Source organism: Roseovarius sp. EC-HK134 (assembly GCF_902498815.1).
GTDB lineage: Bacteria > Pseudomonadota > Alphaproteobacteria > Rhodobacterales > Rhodobacteraceae > Roseovarius > Roseovarius mucosus_A.
On the sequence record NZ_LR701544.1, the window covers coordinates 3,766,883 to 3,784,826 of the forward strand.

Below are 17,944 nucleotides of genomic sequence, written 5' to 3' on the forward strand. Positions count from 1 at the left end.
GCGATTTCACTACGAAATTTATGTCAATGTGTGTACGGTAAACTTTACAATGCAAAAATCTGTAATGTTGTAAGGTTTCTCTATGGCAAAGACCCTCATTGGTCCTCGTCTGCGGCAGTTGCGGCGCGAACGCGGGCAAACTCAGGCCGATATGGCGCGCAAGCTGGACGTCAGCCCGTCCTACATCAACCTACTGGAAAACAACCAGCGTAGCCTTTCCGTCCAGATGCTGATGTCGATTGCCGATGCCTATGCGGTCGACTGGCGTGACCTGACCCGAGACGAGACCGCAAGACGGGTGGCGGATCTGCGCCATGCTGTGCGCGATCCAGTATTTGCCTTAGACCGCCCAGACCTGCAGGAATTGCGCGGTGCCGTCGATCACGCCCCCCGGCTTGTCGATCTTTTTCTTGAACTGCATGGCGCCTATCGCACCGCGCTGGAAAAGATCCTGAGCCTCGCCGGAGAGAACGCCGCCGATGAACTCTTGCGCAGTTCGCCCGAGACCGTGATCCACAACTTCTTCCGCGACCACGAAAACCACTTTCCCGAGTTGGAACGCGCCGCTGAGAGCGCGCGCGAAGGCGACTTTTCCTCGCCCGAAGATCGCTATTTCGACCTGCGCGAACGCCTGAGAACACGCCATGGCATCAGCGTACGCATTCGACGGATCGGAGAGATGGGCGACGCGCTGCGCTACTACGATGAGGCAACGGGCGTTGTGCATCTGTCACAGGCGCTTGATACCTCCAACCGCGCCTTTCAGCTGGCGCATGTGCTCTGCCTTGTCGCTTATCCTGACGTATTGTTAGGGGTCGTGGACCGCAGCGGGCTTGGCTCACAGCATGCATTGGCGCGGCTCCGGGTGGAATTGGCCAATTACTTTGCCGCCGCGTTTCTCATGCCCTATGACGCCTTTCTGCGCGAAGCTGAGTTGGCCGCTTATGACATCGACCGCGTTGCCGCCGTCTTCAGCACCTCGTTTGAACAGGTCTGTCAGCGCCTGACCACTCTGCAACGTGAGGGCGCGCGTGGTGTGCCGTTCTTCTTCTTGCGGATCGACAAGGCTGGAAATGTTACCAAACGGTTCAATTCCACCTCGTTCCACTTGGCGGAATATGGCGGCTCCTGCCCGGTCTGGAATATTCACACGGCGTTTTACCAACCCGGCGTGATGATGCCGCAATTCGTCGAAATGCCCGATGGCGCGCGCTATTTCACGGTCAGCCGCACGGTGCACCGCCCCGTTTTCAGTGAGGAAACGCAAGACCGCCGCTTGACACTTGCCCTTGGATGCGAGGCGAAATACGCGCACCGCCTGCGCTATGCATCGAGCTACAATTTCGACGACCCCAAGCTCTATGCGCCTATCGGCCTCAATTGCAACCTCTGCCCGCGTCAGGCCTGTTCGCAGCGCGCACATCAGCCCTTGTTGATGGAATTGCCGATTGACGAGAACCGGCGCGGCAGCACCCGGTATGAAAGCTGAAAGGGGGGCCGATTGGCCCCCCTTTCCATTTTACTCGATAGGTCTTTATTCGGCCGGCTTGGCCCGGCGCGGGCGCAAGTATTTGAACGCAGGCATCAGGATCAGGATGATTGCGATGATCATGATCGGTGCCGAAATCGGACGGGTGAAGAAAATCGAGGGATCACCCGAAGACAACAGCAGCGATTGGCGCAGCGTCGGTTCGGCAATCGGACCCAGCACGATGGCCAGAACCGCAGGAGCCACCGGATAGTCGAACTTGCGCAGGAAGAACGCGCCAAAGCCGAAGATCAGCAGCAACCAGATGTCGAACATATCCTGCATCGCCGCATAGCCGCCAACGACCGACAACACAAAGATCAGTGGTGCCAGCACCGTAAAGGGCATGCGCAGCATCCAGATAAAGAGCGGGATGAAGGCAAGGTTCACGATCAGGGCAAACAGGTTGGACACATAGAACGATCCAATCAGACCCCAGACGAAATCCGACTGCTCCACAAAGAGGCGCGGACCGGGTGTCAGACCCCAGATGACCATCCCGCCGAGCAGAATGGCCGTGGTCGGAGACCCTGGGATACCCAAGGTCAACATCGGCAGCATGGACCCGGTCGAAGCAGAATTGTTTGCCGCTTCAGGGGCGGCCACACCACCAACATGGCCCTTGCCGAAATCGTCCGGGCGTTTCGAGAGCATCTTGGTCACGCCATAGGACATGAGCGACGCCGGGGTTGCCCCTGCAGCAGGAAGCACGCCAACAAAGAAGCCAAGGAACGAACCGACAGATATGCCTTTCCACCCCTTTTTGATGGTCGTGCCACTATCCTCAATGATCCCTTTAACCGAGATCTTTGCTTCGGTATTGGTCACTTCCCCGCGTGTCGATTCAATCGTCCAGATCATCTCGCCGATGCCATAGACACCGATGGCCAGAACCAGAAAGCTGATACCGCCCAGAAACCCGTTCATGTCGAGCAGGATCAAACGCGGCGCACCGGAAATCTGGTCAAAGCCCACTGTTGCCAGCACGAGGCCAAAGCAGATCGAGAACACCGTCTTGGGGATATCGTCGCCGCCGAGGCCCACGAATGTGGCAAAGGCCAAAAGCATCAGCGCAAAGATTTCTGGCGGACCAAAGCTGAGCGCCACCGTTGCCAAGAGCGGGGCAAAACCGGTGAAGAGAACAACAGATACCGTTCCCCCGACGAAAGACGCGATCGCTGCCGCCACGAGGGCAAGACGCGCCTTGCCTTGAAGGGCCAGTGGTCGTCCGTCAAAGGTGGTTGCGACCGCCGTCGAGGCCCCGGGAATACCCAAGGTAATCGACGAAATCGCCCCCCCATACATGGCGCCATAGTAGATGGCGGCCAAGAAGATGATTGCTGATCCCGGCGGGACAAGAAAGGTGATCGGCAACAGGATTGCCACACCATTCACCGAACCCAAACCCGGCATTGCGCCGATAAAGAGCCCGAGAGTCACGCCAACAAAGATGAGCAAAAGGTTAAGAGGTTGCAATGCGACAAATATGCCGTCGCCAAGTAGAGATAGAATTTCCATGGGTTTGGTCGCCCTTTTTGTCAGCTAGGCCGTGACCGGCTCAGTAGATGATTTCGTAGAGGACATTGAACACCGGCTCGGTGAATCCCATGCCTGTTGGCATCGAGATTTGCATCAGCCCTTCGAAGAAGAAGAACAGTCCGAGCGGGAACATCACGACCATCATGCTGGTCAGAAACCAGCCATGTCGGCCGAGGACTTTGAGGTAGTAAATCATGAAGATCGCAACCGCGCCATACATCGACACAATGTCGATCAGGGCAACAAAGCCTATGATACCGCCCCCTACGAGCAACAATGTCTTGAGCCCGTAAGAGTCGAGAACCGGTTCGTCCGACTGAGATTGCGGAGACGTGCCCCGCACCCAGTTCAGGGCGATAAAACCGGTCGAGATCAGCATGCCAAGCGACAGCCAGAATGGCCAGAAGCCGCCCTGTGGTCCGGTTCCGGCAACAAAGCCGATCCCGTTCGCCGATGACTTGTACATCAGATAGATGGAGAGGAGGGCCAGCACGCCCGCCGTCACTAGTTCGCCAACCCGCATGGCCAGCCCTCCTTGTTTTCAGTTTCGGTTCAGATCACTTCATGCCTTCAAGCAGCTTGGTGTGGTTTTCCACCTGCAACTGCCAGTATGCACGCTGCTCGTCGGCGTTCATCCACAGCGGCGAGAGAGATTCAGCTTCCAGGTAACCCTGCCACTCTTCCGAGTTGAAGATGTCCTCAAACAGCTTTTGGTAATAGGCTGCAGCCTCGTCCGACATCCCCGGCGCGCCCACGACGGCCCGCTGGTTGTAGTAGCTGAAGTCTTGGCCTTTTTCCTTGAGCGTCGGAATGCCCGGATAGGCGCTCATCTGCTCGTCCGAAAACACCAGAAGCGGACGTACATCGCCCGACTGGAAGAAACCGCGCGCTTCAGCCGGGTTGTTCACAGTCGCCATGATCTGCTTGCCTGCAAGGGCCGCCGCAACCGCGCCACCACCGTCGAAGGGAATATACTTCGTCTTAAGGTCAAACGCGTTGTTCATGTAGGCGAAAACGATGCTGTCTTCCTGCCCCGTTCCGGTGCCGCCAGTGACATACTCGCCATCCGCCGCCTTGACCGCATCAAGCCACTGCTCGAAGGTCTCGATGCCGCTGTCCTTGTGGACCCAGAGGGCGAAAGGATCAACGCCCATCATCGCAATCGGCGTAAAGGTCTGGATGTCGATGCCCAGCTCTGGCTGACGGATCGGCGTAGAGAAGAACGAGTTCAGCGTCACCAGAATTGTGTGATCCGGATCATTGGTAGAATTGAGCCAGATCAGCGACTCTGCACCAGAACCGCCACCCTTGTTGTTGGGGATGAGCGGACGGTTTGTCATGTCCTTCTTTTCAGCCACAGACTGAATAAAGCGGGCGATCTGGTCTGCACCACCACCCGGACCCGCCATGATGACAAAGTCGATGGGCTTGCGCGGCTGCCATTCGGCCATGGCGGCTGGGGCAGAGAGCCCGAGCGCGGCGATGCCGACTGCTAACGTCTTTAGAATATTCATGTCTTCCTCCCGTTGATGGCCTGTTTGTTTGGCCAGATGCGTTAGAGGTTCTGACATGCCCTTGACCCTCCTCGGCCATGTTTTTTGGGGCTTATCCGAACCAGATTTTAGTTTGCTGTCGTCCTCCCTTTTCTGTCCAGAACTTTTCCGACCCGCTTGCTCGCGGCCTCAATGCACCATGACGACGGGGATTTTCGCTTCCGCGACAATCGTTGCGGAATTGCCGCCCAAGAGCGACTCCCGCTCATAACTCTCATGATAGGCACCCATGATCAGCATGTTTGCCCCTACTTCGGTGCATTTTTCCAAAAGCGTCCGGCCAACGTTTCCGCTGCGCTCAAAGGTGTTAATCTGCGATGTTATCCCCCGCTGCGCGAGATAATGGCGGAATTCCTCGGGCGTGGCGGTGTGATCGATTCGGCCCCCCGTCAGGATCGTCACCTGGTCCGCACCCTCGATGAGAGGCATCGCCATGGCCACCGCCCGCGAGGCCTCGAGTGAGCCGTTCCAGCCAATCGCCACATGGCTGCCGATATCCGGGGCCACTACCTCGGTTTCGGGGCACACAAGAACTGGGCGCCCTGACGTGAACAGTGCCGATTTCAATGTGTTATACCCAAGGTTCTCTTCTTGGCTCGGCTTCGCCACACAGATTAGATCGGCTAGACGTCCGTAGTGGCGCACCACCTCGACTTGCTTGCCCTCGTATTCGCGAAAGGCAGCCGTGGCCTTGCCGATGGCGCGCGGCTCTACGCTGATGCCGTGACGCTTGGCATCCTCAAGAAACTTGTCGCGCATATAGCCTTGCTCGTAATCCGCCCGTTTCTGGCTGGCTTCTTCCAACTGCTTTCGCAGGAACGCGGGAATAACCACGCCATAGGGCATCATATCTTCGGCCTTAGGGTGACAATGAACCACCCGCACATGGGCGTCATAGCGCTTGGCGAGGGCTGCGGCATGGGCAAACAGGATCGGCCCCCGCCCGTCTTCGCGAACCGGCATCATGATGGTGTGAAGTGTGCTCTTGCCCATGATCAATAGAACCCGTTGGGAACGCCTGCGGCGTTGGTGGATAGGAACCGCGCCAAAGGCATATCGCCCGAAATCGGCGCGGTCACGATGGTGCAGCCTGTCAGACCTTGACCCTTTGGGCTATCGGCAATCTGCCTCGGCCCTCCTGTGGTGGCGTGGGAATGGTCTAAATCAGCCATGATGCGCTCCCATTGCTCTGGTGTCGAAATCAGCTTCCGAGGGTGGCCCCCGGTGCAAGCCCGACCGATGCCGCCCAATCACTTGCGGGCATCTTGGCTCCGCCTGCCGGTCGCACCCGCTTGATCAGGATACGCCCGCCCACGCATTGCACCGCAACGCCCGCATCAGACACGTCACGCACGCGGCCCGAAATCCCGTCTCCCGCCACGATCGCGCAGTCGTAAACATCAACCTCTGCGCCATTCAGCGTGGTCCAGGCCCCGGGTGCCGGATTGGTTCCCCGGATTAGGTCATAGACCTGTTTGACCGGCCGGTGCCATTCGATCCGCGCATGGGTGCGCGTGCAGCGGCGCTCGTACGTGGCCTGATCTTCGTCGGGCACGATGCGCGGCGGATTACCTGCCCGAAAGAGATCACAGACAGTCAGTACGCTGTCGACAGCATGCGGATAGATCTTTTTGAAATAGAGGTCGATCACCGTGTCATCGGGCCCGATTTCGCATTCCCACTGCAAAAGGCTGTCGCCCTCGTCCAACCCATCCGACGGGTAGAACCACGAATAGCCAGACTTGGTGGACCCCATGATGATGGGCCAGTTGACGGCAGACGGCCCACGATGCAGCGGCAACAAAGAGGGGTGAAAGCAGATCGAGCCATGGGTCGGCGTATCGCGCGCAGCCTCAGGGACAAAGACATTCACAAAGGCCATGACCATCAGGTCCGCCTTATGCCCCGCCAACACCTCAAGCGAGGCAGGATCATCGAAATTGGCAGGCTGGTGGACCGGCAGGCCCTTTTCCAGCGCAAGCTCCTTGATCGGATCGACAGGTTTTCCATCCCGATCAGGTTCGCAATAGACCGCGACAACTTCGTCTGTCCCGGTGTCGAGCAATTTGGCCAGAACATCTTTGCCAAAGGCCTGTTGCCCCATCACTATAAGTCGCATTCGCTCCTCCCGTTTGTGCGGTTGGCCGGTCTACGCCGGCCTTACCGACACCTATTCGTTATTCTGCAGCCTGCTTGGCTGTGCCAACGGCACCGGACTCCATGATCCGCGCCAGATCCTCGCCGGAATAGCCCAGCACATCCTTCAGGATTTCCGCCGTATGTTCCCCAAGAAGGGGCGACCGCGTAACCTCGACCGGGCTATCGCTCAGCTTGATCGGGCAACCGACGCTGGTGTAGCGGCCCCGCGTCGGGTGATCGACCTCAACGATGGTGCCGGTCTTGCGCAGGCCCTCATCCTCCATGATTTCCTTGGTCGACAGGATCGGACCCACGGGGATGTCATGCGGGTTGCAGATGTCCATCACCTCGAACTTCGTCTTGGTCATGGTCCATTCTTCAATGCGCGCAAAAATCGCATCCAGCTTGTCCAGCCGCTCGGCCGGTGTGGCATAACCGGGCGCATCTTTCCAATCAGGCTCGCCGATCACGTCGCAGACCTTTTCCCAGACAGCCGCCTGAGTGATGAAATAGGTATAGGCGTTGGGATCGGTCTCCCATCCTTTACATTTCAGGATGCGGCCCGGCTGACCACCGCCTGAATCGTTGCCCGCGCGCGGCGTCGAGTCGCCAAACGGGATACCTGCGCCATATTGCGAATACTCGGTCAGGGGACCAACAGAGAGGCGCTGTTGATCGCGCAGCTTGACGCGGCAGAGGTTGATCACCCCGTCCTGCATCGGCGCCAGCACCTTTTGCCCCCGACCCGAACGCTCGCGCTGATAGAGCGCGGTCACGATGCCAAGTGCCAGATGCAGGCCGGTGCCACTGTCGCCAATCTGTGCGCCGGTCACAAGCGGCGGACCATCGAGGAAGCCAGTGGTCGAGGCCGCACCGCCTGCGCATTGCGCGACGTTTTCGTAGACCTTGCAATCCTCGTATTTGCCGGGGCCAAACCCTTTGACCGAGGCCATGATGATCCGCGGATTGATTTCCTGAATCCGCTCCCAGCTAAAGCCCATACGGTCAAGAGCACCCGGCGCGAAATTCTCAACCAGCACGTCGCAAGTCTCGACAAGGCGCGTCAACACCTCTTTACCTGCCTCATTCTTGGGGTTGAGCTCGATCGAGCGCTTATTGTGGTTGAGCATTGTGAAATAGAGGCTATCCGCCCCCGGCACGTCCACGAGCTGCTTGCGCGTGGCATCACCAACACCGGGGCGCTCCACCTTGATCACATCCGCGCCGAACCATGCCAACAATTGCGTGCAGGTCGGGCCTGATTGCACATGGGTAAAGTCGAGGATCTTGACGCCTTCAAGAGCTTTCATTGAGTTCTCCATCTTCTGAGTCACGTGGGCCTAGTGCCCACGCCCCAGTTTCGTTTTCATTCAGTCTTTACGCGCCTGCGGATAGAGGCGTTGCGCCACCACAGATTGCGGGTTGAGATTGCCGATATTGCCGCTTTCCTTGCCCGCTGCCGGGTCAATGATTGCATTGATCAGCGTCGGCTTGCCACTGTCGAGCGCCTCATAAACCGCCTTGCGCAGTTCATCCGGCGAGCGTGCGATGACACCGACGCCACCAAAAGCCTCGATCATCAGGTCATAGCGCGATCCTTTGACAAAAACCGTGGTCGCGGGATCATCGCCGCCGCCCCAATTTTCGCCATCACCGCGATAGATACCGTCATTGTTGAACACGACCGTACAAATCGGCAGGTTGTAGCGGCAGACCGTTTCGATCTCCATTCCGCAGAAGCCAAAGGCGCTGTCGCCCTCAACCGCCAGCACACGCTTGCCGGTCTCGATGGCGGCCGCAATGGCCGAACCCAAGCCGATCCCCATCACACCCCAGGTGCCCACGTCGATCCGGTGACGCGGCTTGTGGATGTTGACGATAGAGCGACACATATCGAGCGTATTGGCCCCCTCGTTGACAAGGATCGTATCGGGATTGTCGTTGATCGCGTCTTTGATCACCCCGAGCGCGCCGTGATAATCCATCGGATCATTGTTGTTGCGCAGACGAGCGTCCATTTTCTCCATATTGGCCGTGGCCTTGGAGTTCACCGCATCAAGCCACTCTTTCGGCGGGGCGATCCCAGCCCCGTCCATCGCCTTGAGCAGCGCCTCACAGCACGATCCGACATCCCCCACGATGGGGGCTGCAATCTCGACGTTCGAGTCCATCTCTTCGGCCTCGATATCCATCTGGACAAAGCGTTTGGCCCCCGGTTCGCCCCACTGCTTGCCCTTACCGTGGCTGAGCAGCCAGTTGATCCGCGCGCCCATCATGATGACCACATCAGAATCTTTGAGCACCATCGAACGCGCCGCCGCGGCACATTGCGGATGGGTGTCAGGCAACAGACCCTTGGCCATCGACATCGGCAGGAAAGGATAGCCAGACTTTTCAACAAGCTCGCGGATCAGATCATCACACTGATCATAGGCCGCGCCCTTGCCCAGCACGATCAGCGGGCGCTTCGCGGTCTTCATCACTTCGATGGCGCGATCAATTGCGGATTTCGCCGGGATTTGCCGCTGCGCAGGCTCGATCACCTTGACCAGCGAGCGCGCGCCCTCAGCTGCATCCATCACCTGCCCCAGCATCGCGCCGGGAATATCGAGATAGACCCCACCGGGCCGACCGGAAATGGCCGAACGAATGGCACGGGCCACAGCAATGCCGATGTCCTGCGCGTATGTCAGACGATAGGACGCCTTGCAGAATGGCCGCGCCATGGCCAATTGGTCCATTTCCTCGTAATCGCCTTGGGCAAGGTCCACGATCTCGCGCTCGGACGAGCCGGAAATCAGGATCATCGGCCAGCAATTCGTGGTCGCATTCGCAAGAGCGGTCAGCCCGTTCATGAAACCGGGGGCAGACACTGTCATGCATACGCCGGGCATCTTCGTGAGGAACCCCGCAACCGACGCGGCATAGCCCGCATGCTGCTCATGCCGAAAGGAAATCACCCGCATTCCCTGTGCCTGCGCATAGCGGCCAAGGTCGGTGATCGGGATGCCGGGGACGTTATAGATCGTCTCAATCCCGTTGAGTTTGAGTGCATCAATCAGCAGGTGAAACCCATCTGTGAGATTTTCGATATCCCCTTCAGGTGCCTTGCTATGTGCTACGTGTGCGCTGGCGACTGCCATGGTTTCCCTCCCGTTTCAAATCTGTCTCACCCCGTCTATGCTGCCGGGTGTGAGGATGATGTTCAGCCCGTGTTCGCCGCAGCGTTGCGGGTCAATTCCAGCCGGCCCCAAGTTCTGCGAAGGTGCTGATGCAACTGCATCGTATGCTCCCGCACCCGTTCAGCGGCCTCCTCGGCATCGCGACGCTCCAACGCCTCGATGATTTCAGCATGATCGACAACCGATCGCTTGACGCGATCACCCTCCCACATAGACCGAAGCCGCACCGCTTGGATGTGCAGAAACAGCCCCTCCGCCATGGTCTTGAGCAAGCCACAATGCGAAATTTCCAAGATGTGCATGTGGAACTTTAGGTTGTCGTCAGAATATTCAGCGATCCGCGTCGCGGAGAGCTCGTCATTGTATTTCGAGGCGATCTTGCGCAGTGTCGCAATCTCTGTGTCACTCGCATTATCAACCGCAAGCCGTGCCGCCATACTCTCAAGCGCCGCCCAGGCCACGATCATCTCCAGGATCTCTTCCAGACTCTTGCGCTGAACAAACACACCTTTGCGCGGGACCACCGTCACCAGCCCATCAGATTCAAGCCGCGCAATCGCGTCCCGTAGCGGGGTGCGCGAAATATTCAGTTGCTCCGCCAACGAACGCTCGTCCAACCGAAGTTCTGCGTTCTGATCGTAGATATCCATCTCTAGGATCGCCTCGCGCAGACGGTCGTAAACATGATCCTTGAGCGTGAATTTCGACGCGATCGGGCGTAGCTTCATGTTATCCCTCCAATGCGCCCGCGCCCTTCGGCGGCCATGCTCATTTCTGTGGTATACCATAGACCAGCATATCAGGTCGGGCAAATCATTTTTCCAAGATTCGTCGCCGCAGGTGCAGCATGACTCACCGGAAATGACCATGACAGCCTTGTTTATCAAGCAGAATTCAGGCGTGCGGATCTAACGGTCATCGACGACGGCTCAATCCTATCGAAGCAGTGATAAATATTTGATTATATTTGTTTTTTGTTAACTTTATTGCAATCTAGAGAGGATGCCCACTCTCACCGAATCACATCGCGCGTGTCGCACTGCAGCATCGTATCGCACAATGAAACCGCATCACCGGGTCTTGCATTGTCTTAGCTTGAAACCTGCGGATCACGCCTGAAAATTGCTGGGTTGCTGGGCAAAATCATCTGTGGTATTTGGAATACCACAAGAATGAACACCACATTTGTGGATGACATCAGGGGGACGATCATGCTTATCCGTGCCGCCGACAGCGCGCTTGTGATCATTGATATGCAAGAGCGGCTCGTCCCCGCCATGCAGGCTCCGGCGCGCACGATTCGCAATGCGCGCACTCTCATGGCCTGCGCGCAAGAAATGGCTGTACCCGTGGTGATGACCGAGCAATATCCGTCAGGTCTTGGTCGCACCGTCCCGGATCTCAAACCGGGGCCAGATGCCGTCGTCCTCAGCAAAATGCATTTCTCCTGTATGGAAGACACCCATTTTGCAGCGCATTTCCGCGCCCTTGGCCGCAAACAAGCCGTGCTTGCGGGAATGGAGGCGCATGTCTGCGTGCTGCAAACCGCCGCAAGCCTGATCGAAGAGGGATTTGAGGTTTTTGTTGTCTCAGATGCCACCGCCTCACGCACGTTGGAGAGTGAACATGCTTGCATCGCGCGGCTCAGCGCAGCGGGTGCAGGTATCGCCACCACGGAAATGGTCGTGTTCGAATGGCTGGGCCAGGCTGGAACACCGGCCTTCAAGAAACTGTTGCCACTGATCAAATGACGGCCGCGGTCGTATTATCCAAGGGAGGAAGAGCGTGAACATCCATGAATATCAGGCAAAGGCCTTGTTGCGCAGTTATGGCGCACCGGTCAGTGAGGGCCGGGTCGTCTTGCGCGGCGAAGAGGCCAAGACCGCCGCTGGTGCGCTCGATGGCCCCGTCTGGGTGGTCAAAGCGCAGATCCACGCCGGTGGCCGTGGCAAGGGCAAGTTCAAAGAGGCGGGTGCCGGAGAAAAAGGCGGCGTGCGCATTGCCAAGTCTGTGAACGAGGCGGCAGAAGAGGCCAAGCGCATGCTGGGCCGTACACTTGTCACGCATCAGACCGGACCTGAGGGCAAACAAGTCAACCGCATTTACATCGAAAACGGCTCGGCCATCGCGCGCGAACTCTATCTTGCCCTGCTGATCGACCGCCAGACCAGCCGCATCAGCTTTGTCTGCTCGACCGAGGGCGGCATGGATATCGAAGAGGTCGCCGCAGAAACGCCTGAGAAAATCCTCAGCTTCGCTGTCGATCCCGCCACAGGCTACATGCCCTATCATGGACGACGCATCGCCTTTGCGCTTGGTTTGACCGGCGGTCAGGTTAAACAATGCGTATCTTTGATGGGCCTGCTCTACCGTGCCTTTGTCGAAAAAGACATGGAGATGCTCGAGATCAACCCGCTGATCGTTACCACCGACGGCAATCTAATGGTGCTCGACGCCAAACTTGGCTTTGACGGCAACGCGATCTACCGCCACGCCGATATCGCCGAACTTCGCGATACCTCGGAAGAAGACCCCAAGGAACTGGAAGCGTCGAAATACGACCTCAACTACATCGCGCTCGATGGCGAGATTGGCTGCATGGTCAATGGTGCGGGGTTGGCGATGGCGACGATGGACATCATCAAGCTCTATGGCGCCGAGCCCGCCAATTTCCTCGACGTGGGCGGCGGGGCGACCAAGGAAAAGGTCACCGAAGCCTTCAAGATCATCACCTCTGATCCGCAGGTCAAAGGCATCCTCGTCAATATCTTCGGCGGCATCATGCGCTGCGATGTGATCGCCGAGGGCGTGGTGGCTGCGGTCAAAGAGGTGGGGCTGAAAGTGCCGCTCGTGGTCCGTCTCGAAGGCACCAATGTCGAAAAGGGCAAGGAGATCATCAACACCTCCGGCCTCGACGTCATCGCCGCCGATGATCTGAAAGACGGCGCGCAGAAGATCGTCAAGGCCGTCAAGGGGTGAGCGCCGGTCCGGGGCCTTGGCCCCGGCAAACGCTCCGGTGGAGCGTTTGAGGCGCGAACGGGCGGAGCCCCGGATCATCCGACCATACCCTAACGCGGCCCCGCCGCAGAACTCAGGAGCCAAACAAAATGGCAGTCCTCGTCGACAAACATACCCGCGTGATCTGTCAGGGCCTTACCGGCTCTCAGGGCACATTTCACTCCGAACAGGCCATCGCTTACGGCACCAAGATGGTCGGCGGCGTGACCCCCGGCAAGGGCGGCACGACGCATCTCGACCTGCCCGTGTTCAACTCGGTGCATGAGGCCAAGCATGTGACAGAGGCCAATGCGAGCGTCATCTACGTGCCGCCGCCCTTCGCCGCCGATAGTATCCTCGAGGCGATTGATGCCGAGATGGAGCTGATCGTCTGCATCACCGAAGGCATCCCGGTTTTGGACATGATGCGCGTCAAGCGCGCGCTCGAAGGGTCGAAATCGCGCCTCATCGGCCCGAACTGCCCCGGCATCATCACGCCCGACGCCTGCAAGATCGGCATCATGCCCGGCCATATCCACCGGCGCGGCTCTGTGGGCGTGGTCAGCCGCTCTGGCACGCTGACCTATGAGGCGGTCAAGCAGACTTCGGATGTGGGCCTTGGCCAGTCGACTTGCGTCGGCATCGGCGGCGACCCGATCAAGGGCACCGAACATATCGACGTGCTGGAATGGTTCCTCGCCGATGACGAAACGCAGTCGATCATCATGATCGGCGAAATCGGCGGTAGCGCGGAAGAAGAGGCGGCGCAGTTCCTGAAAGACGAGGCCAAACGCGGGCGTAAAAAACCTGTCGCAGGCTTTATCGCCGGGCGCACCGCCCCGCCGGGCCGCCGCATGGGCCACGCCGGCGCCATCGTCGCGGGCGGCAAAGGCGACGCCGAGAGCAAGATCGAAGCCATGAAATCCGCCGGCATCACCGTCGCCGAAAGCCCCGCTGGGCTGGGCGAGGCCGTGCTCAAGGCGATTGGCTGAATCACTTAAGACCGGTAACAATGGGAGCGCATGCACAACGTGAAGGGAATTCACCATGCCGCTACCGCTCTCATTGTTCCGTCTAAGTGCATTATTGGTTCTGGGCCTCGCCAATATGGCGATGGCCCAGTCCCCCGGGCCTCTGAACGGTCAGATGTTTGGCGCAGGCAACCGCGCTCTCGTGGTCGTGGTTCACGGCGATGTCAGCAAGGGCGGGCCAGCCACCTATCATTATGATTTCGCGGAACAGGTCGCAAAGCAAGGCAAAGGGGCCAGTGTCTTTGCTCTCATAAGGCCCGGATACACGGGTGAAAAGGGTCAGAAATCCCCCGGCTCCAACAACGGGCGCAGCGATCACTACACCAAGCAGAATAATGCACTGGTGGCACAGACAATCCAGAATCTTGCAAAAACCGTCGGAGCATCAAAGGTAATCGGCGTAGGCCATTCAGGCGGGGCCGCGCAACTTGGGGCGATTGCCGGTCTGTATCCGGGTCTGTTAGACAGCGTGATTCTTGTCTCCTGCCCCTGCAACATTCCCGCATGGCGTGCCAAACGTGGCAAATCCGCTTGGAAAAACAGCCTCTCTCCTTCTGACTATGTCGGTTCCATCGCGCGTGGCACTCGTATTTTTGCGGTCGTGGGCGATAAGGACACGAATACCTACCCTGAATTCTCAGAAGCATTCGTCACCGCCGCCAAGGCGCGTGGACTTCCCGCCGCATATGTTCCTGTCAAAGGGGCAAGCCATGGCTTTGATGCGTTGCAACGCACCGTAGAACAGTTGACCTTGCAAGAAATTGCCAAATGAGCAGGGCGAGCGCATGGTAGACCGGCACGAGGAAAGATCCTGGCCGAAACCGCCTGCCGGTCCCCAGAATGGAATGGCATCCGTTGACTAGACCTGGCACCTGGTATACCAAGAACCATAGCCGAACAGGAGGCACATCCCATGTTTCTCGCCGAATATCAGTCTAAAGAGCTGCTCGCGCAATATGGCGTGCTTGCCCCCGACGGGCGTCCCGCGCGTAGCCCGGACGAAGCGCAACGCCTGTGCAAGGAAATTGACGCGCGAAAATACGTGGTGAAGGCCCAGATTGGCGCAGGTGGGCGCGGGCTTGCTGGGGGTATCCGCTTTGCCGCTACGCCCTCTGCGGTGGCTGACGAGGCGCGCCGCCTACTTGGATCGACCCTGGTAACAGACCAGACCGGACCGGCAGGAGAGACCGTAACCCTCGTGCAGATCGAGGCGGCGATTGACATCGCACAAAGCTGTTTCGTCGCCATCGCCTTTGATCCGGAAACAGGGCAGCCCATGCTTTTGGCCTCGGGTGCGGGCGGGGTGGAATTCGAGCAGCGCGCCCGCATGGACGAGGACACGGCTCAAAGCTGCCCGCTACCTTCGGATAGCCCCGAGGCGCGCGCCAAGATTGCAACCTTTCTGACTGGTGTGGGGATCAGCGAAGCGCAAGACGCGGCCATCGACGCGATCTTTGCCGCCCGCCTCGCCTTTACCGAAAACGACATGACACTTATCGAAATCAATCCCTTTGCCCGAACGACCGATGGCCGCTGGATGGCCGTGGATGCCAAGGTTGCGATTGATCCAAACGCCGGCTTTCGCCGCCCCGAATTCGCCTCCATGGTCGCGGATCGTCCCGCGCCAGCGGATGAGTTGGCCGCGCAGAAACACAATATCAACCTTGTACGGCTCGAAGGGAACATCGGCGTTGTTGCCAATGGCGCGGGGCTTGGCCTTGCTACCAATGACATGATCACAGACGCTGGCGGCAAGGCTGCAAACTTCATGGATATCCGCACGACCGCGAGCAGTATGGATGTGGCGCGCGGGGTCGAAATACTTCTCGCCGATGATCGAGTATCGGCGATCCTGCTCACCATTCACGGCGGCGGCATGACCTCTGCCGATACGGTAGCCGAAGGCGTAAACTTTGCCTATGCTAAAGCCACGCGGAAGCTGCCGGTGATTGCCTATATCTCGGGGAAACATGCCGATTGGGGCCACCGCATCCTGCGCGAACGCAAAGTGCCGGTTGAGAGCTGCGACACGCTGTCGGCTGCGGTTGGACGGGTAGTAGAGCTGGCAGGCCAGAGGAGGGCGCGCTGATGGCGATTTTTGTCAATTCCGAAACACGGCTCATTGTTCAGGGCATGACCGGGCGCTCCGGCACCTTCTACACCGATGAGGCGACGCGCTATGGCACCACCTGCGTGGGCGGCGTGCGCCCCGGCAAGGGCGGTGCGCGGCATCTGGGCCTGCCGCTTTTCAACACCGTGCGCGAGGCGGTTGAAGCGACACAGGCCAACGCCAGCCTCGTGATCGTGCCCGCACCTCAGGCTGGACCCGCGATGATCGAGGCGATCGAGGCCGGGGTCAGCGTAGTCGTCTGCGTGACAGAGCGCGTGCCACAACATGACATGAGCCGCGTCAAACAGGCGCTTGCGGGCACCGATACCATATTGATTGGCCCCAACTCGCAGGGCATCCTGACGCCGGGCCAATGCAAAATCGGCGTCATGCCGACGGTGAATGCAATGCCGGGCCATATCGGTATTGCCTCGCGTTCGGCCTCGCTTACCTCGGAAATCCTTGCACAATGTAGCAAGGCGGGGCTTGGACAATCGACCACCGTGGGCATTGGGGGTGACACATTGCATGGCGTGGGCTTTGTCGACTGTCTTAAGGCATTTCGTGACGATCCAGAGACCGAGGCTGTCGTTATGATCGGCGAGATTGGCGGGCGCGGCGAAGAAGAGGCCGCCGCGTATCTCGAAGCGGTGGACTATGGCAAGCCCGTCGTTGCCCTTGTGGTCGGACGCCATGCGCCGCGCGGGCGGCGGATGGGCCATGCTGGCACGCTTTCGGTTCTGGGCGGTGGCACGGCAGCGGATAAGATCGCGCGTCTGCGCGGTGCCGGGGTCGAGATTGCAACCCATGCCGATGACGTGGTGGCCGCCGTAGCGCGCGCGAGCGCCAAGACACCGCAAAAGGCGGCTGCCCGATGAGCGCCTTGCCCGAAACCATGCGCGTTATCGAAATGACCGCCCCCGGTGGCCCCGAGGTTCTGATCCCCGGCACGCGCGCCCTGCCCGGCTGCGGCACAGGCGAGGTTCTGATCCGCGTCACCGCCGCTGGCGTCAACGGTCCGGACCTTGTGCAGCGACGCGGGCATTACCCTCCACCCAAGGGCGCGTCAGATCTCCTTGGCCTTGAGGTTTCTGGCGAAGTGGTTGCTTGTGGCGAGGGTGTCACCAAATGGCACCCCGGAGACCGCATCTGCGCCCTGACCAACGGCGGGGGCTATGCCGAATTTGTGGCGGTCGACGCGAGCCATTGCCTGCCCATCCCGAACGGTGTGGACGAGGTCGAGGCCGCGGGCCTGCCCGAGACCTTTTTTACCGTCTGGAGCAATGTGTTTCTGAGGCACAATCTGCCCAAGGACGGCGTTTTCCTTGTGCATGGCGGAGCAGGTGGGATCGGCTCAACCGCAGTTCAATTGGGCAAGGCTATGGGCCTCACGGTGCTGACGACGATTGGCGATGACGCAGCGGCGCAATTCGTGACCGAATTGGGCGCAGACCGAGCCATCAATTTCCGCACCGAGGATTTCGTCGCTCTCACTCGCGAGGCTGGCGGGGCCGACATCATCCTCGATATCATAGGCGGAGATTATGTAGCGCGAAACATCAAAGCCGCGCGGCACGATGCCCGGATCATCCAATTGGCATTCAACATGGGCTCAAAGGTCGAGATTGATTTGATGCCTGTGATGCTCAAACGCCTGAGCTATACCGGCTCTACTCTGCGCTCGCGCCCCGAAGGCTTCAAGACGCAAGTGGCCGAAGCCCTGCACGAGACGGTTTGGCCCCTCTTCGCTGCTCAGAAGCTGCGCCCGGTAACGCACCGCGTCCTGCCGATGGCCGAGGCGGCAGAAGCGCATCGGTTGATGGAGGCCGCCGAACACCACGGCAAGATCCTCCTGCGGATGTGAA

General features: G+C 59.1%; 17 protein-coding genes. 8 read left to right on the forward strand and 9 right to left on the reverse strand.

The window, feature by feature from the left end; genetic code table 11:
• Positions 1-82 precede the first annotated feature (82 nt).
• Positions 83-1,489, forward strand: coding sequence for a short-chain fatty acyl-CoA regulator family protein (locus GC127_RS22020; RefSeq protein WP_008280496.1), 1,407 nt, complete (start codon positions 83-85; stop codon positions 1,487-1,489).
• Between the two features lie 45 nt (positions 1,490-1,534).
• On the opposite strand, the gene GC127_RS22025 is transcribed toward GC127_RS22020, so the two are convergent.
• The 9 genes from GC127_RS22025 to GC127_RS22060 form a co-directional block, all read right to left on the reverse strand.
• Positions 1,535-3,046, reverse strand: coding sequence for a tripartite tricarboxylate transporter permease (locus GC127_RS22025; RefSeq protein WP_151979573.1), 1,512 nt, complete (start codon positions 3,044-3,046; stop codon positions 1,535-1,537).
• A 40-nt stretch (positions 3,047-3,086) separates the two neighbouring features.
• The gene (locus GC127_RS22030; RefSeq protein WP_008280498.1) at positions 3,087-3,590 is read right to left on the reverse strand and encodes a tripartite tricarboxylate transporter TctB family protein; all 504 of its coding nucleotides are present in this window, start codon (positions 3,588-3,590) and stop codon (positions 3,087-3,089) included.
• Between the two features lie 34 nt (positions 3,591-3,624).
• Positions 3,625-4,581 (reverse strand): tripartite tricarboxylate transporter substrate binding protein, encoded by a 957-nt coding sequence (locus tag GC127_RS22035; protein WP_037297528.1) that lies wholly within the window; start codon positions 4,579-4,581, stop codon positions 3,625-3,627.
• A 168-nt stretch (positions 4,582-4,749) separates the two neighbouring features.
• Positions 4,750-5,613, reverse strand: coding sequence for a universal stress protein (locus GC127_RS22040; protein WP_008280500.1), 864 nt, complete (start codon positions 5,611-5,613; stop codon positions 4,750-4,752).
• A 2-nt stretch (positions 5,614-5,615) separates the two neighbouring features.
• Positions 5,616-5,792 (reverse strand): hypothetical protein, encoded by a 177-nt coding sequence (locus tag GC127_RS22945; protein WP_199861304.1) that lies wholly within the window; start codon positions 5,790-5,792, stop codon positions 5,616-5,618.
• 29 nt (positions 5,793-5,821) lie between these two features.
• Entirely contained in the window at positions 5,822-6,739 is a 918-nt protein-coding gene (locus tag GC127_RS22045; RefSeq protein WP_232279177.1) for a methionyl-tRNA formyltransferase, read from the reverse strand.
• 58 nt (positions 6,740-6,797) lie between these two features.
• Positions 6,798-8,069, reverse strand: a complete 1,272-nt coding sequence (gene frc, locus GC127_RS22050) for a formyl-CoA transferase (protein ID WP_008280502.1) — start codon at positions 8,067-8,069, stop codon at positions 6,798-6,800.
• A gap of 60 nt (positions 8,070-8,129) precedes the next feature.
• Positions 8,130-9,902, reverse strand: a complete 1,773-nt coding sequence (gene oxc, locus GC127_RS22055) for an oxalyl-CoA decarboxylase (protein ID WP_008280503.1) — start codon at positions 9,900-9,902, stop codon at positions 8,130-8,132.
• 62 nt (positions 9,903-9,964) lie between these two features.
• Entirely contained in the window at positions 9,965-10,669 is a 705-nt protein-coding gene (locus GC127_RS22060) for a GntR family transcriptional regulator (RefSeq protein WP_081506636.1), read from the reverse strand.
• Positions 10,670-11,113: 444 nt separating this feature from the next.
• On the opposite strand from GC127_RS22060, the gene GC127_RS22065 reads away from it, so the two are divergent.
• From GC127_RS22065 to GC127_RS22095, 7 genes are all read left to right on the forward strand, one after another.
• A complete protein-coding gene (locus tag GC127_RS22065) occupies positions 11,114-11,692 on the forward strand; it encodes a hydrolase (RefSeq protein WP_008280505.1) in 579 nt (192 codons plus the stop codon).
• 34 nt (positions 11,693-11,726) lie between these two features.
• Complete coding sequence (gene sucC / locus GC127_RS22070) at positions 11,727-12,920, forward strand: ADP-forming succinate--CoA ligase subunit beta (protein ID WP_151979574.1); 1,194 nt, start codon at positions 11,727-11,729, stop codon at positions 12,918-12,920.
• Between the two features lie 128 nt (positions 12,921-13,048).
• On the forward strand, positions 13,049-13,930 hold the full coding sequence (sucD, locus tag GC127_RS22075) for a succinate--CoA ligase subunit alpha (protein ID WP_151979575.1): 882 nt from the start codon (positions 13,049-13,051) through the stop codon (positions 13,928-13,930).
• 187 nt (positions 13,931-14,117) lie between these two features.
• Positions 14,118-14,741, forward strand: coding sequence for a S9 family peptidase (locus tag GC127_RS22080; protein ID WP_199861305.1), 624 nt, complete (start codon positions 14,118-14,120; stop codon positions 14,739-14,741).
• A gap of 141 nt (positions 14,742-14,882) precedes the next feature.
• Complete coding sequence (locus tag GC127_RS22085) at positions 14,883-16,058, forward strand: ATP-grasp domain-containing protein (protein WP_151979577.1); 1,176 nt, start codon at positions 14,883-14,885, stop codon at positions 16,056-16,058.
• Positions 16,058-16,957: a succinate--CoA ligase subunit alpha gene (gene sucD / locus GC127_RS22090; protein ID WP_081506639.1), complete on the forward strand. Its 900-nt coding sequence runs from the start codon at positions 16,058-16,060 to the stop codon at positions 16,955-16,957. Before GC127_RS22085 ends, sucD (GC127_RS22090) begins: the two co-directional genes overlap by 1 nt.
• Positions 16,954-17,943 carry an NAD(P)H-quinone oxidoreductase gene (locus GC127_RS22095; RefSeq protein ID WP_151979578.1) on the forward strand — a complete coding sequence of 330 codons (990 nt, stop codon included), beginning with the start codon at positions 16,954-16,956 and terminating at the stop codon, positions 17,941-17,943. Before sucD (GC127_RS22090) ends, GC127_RS22095 begins: the two co-directional genes overlap by 4 nt.
• Position 17,944: the final 1 nt, after the last annotated feature.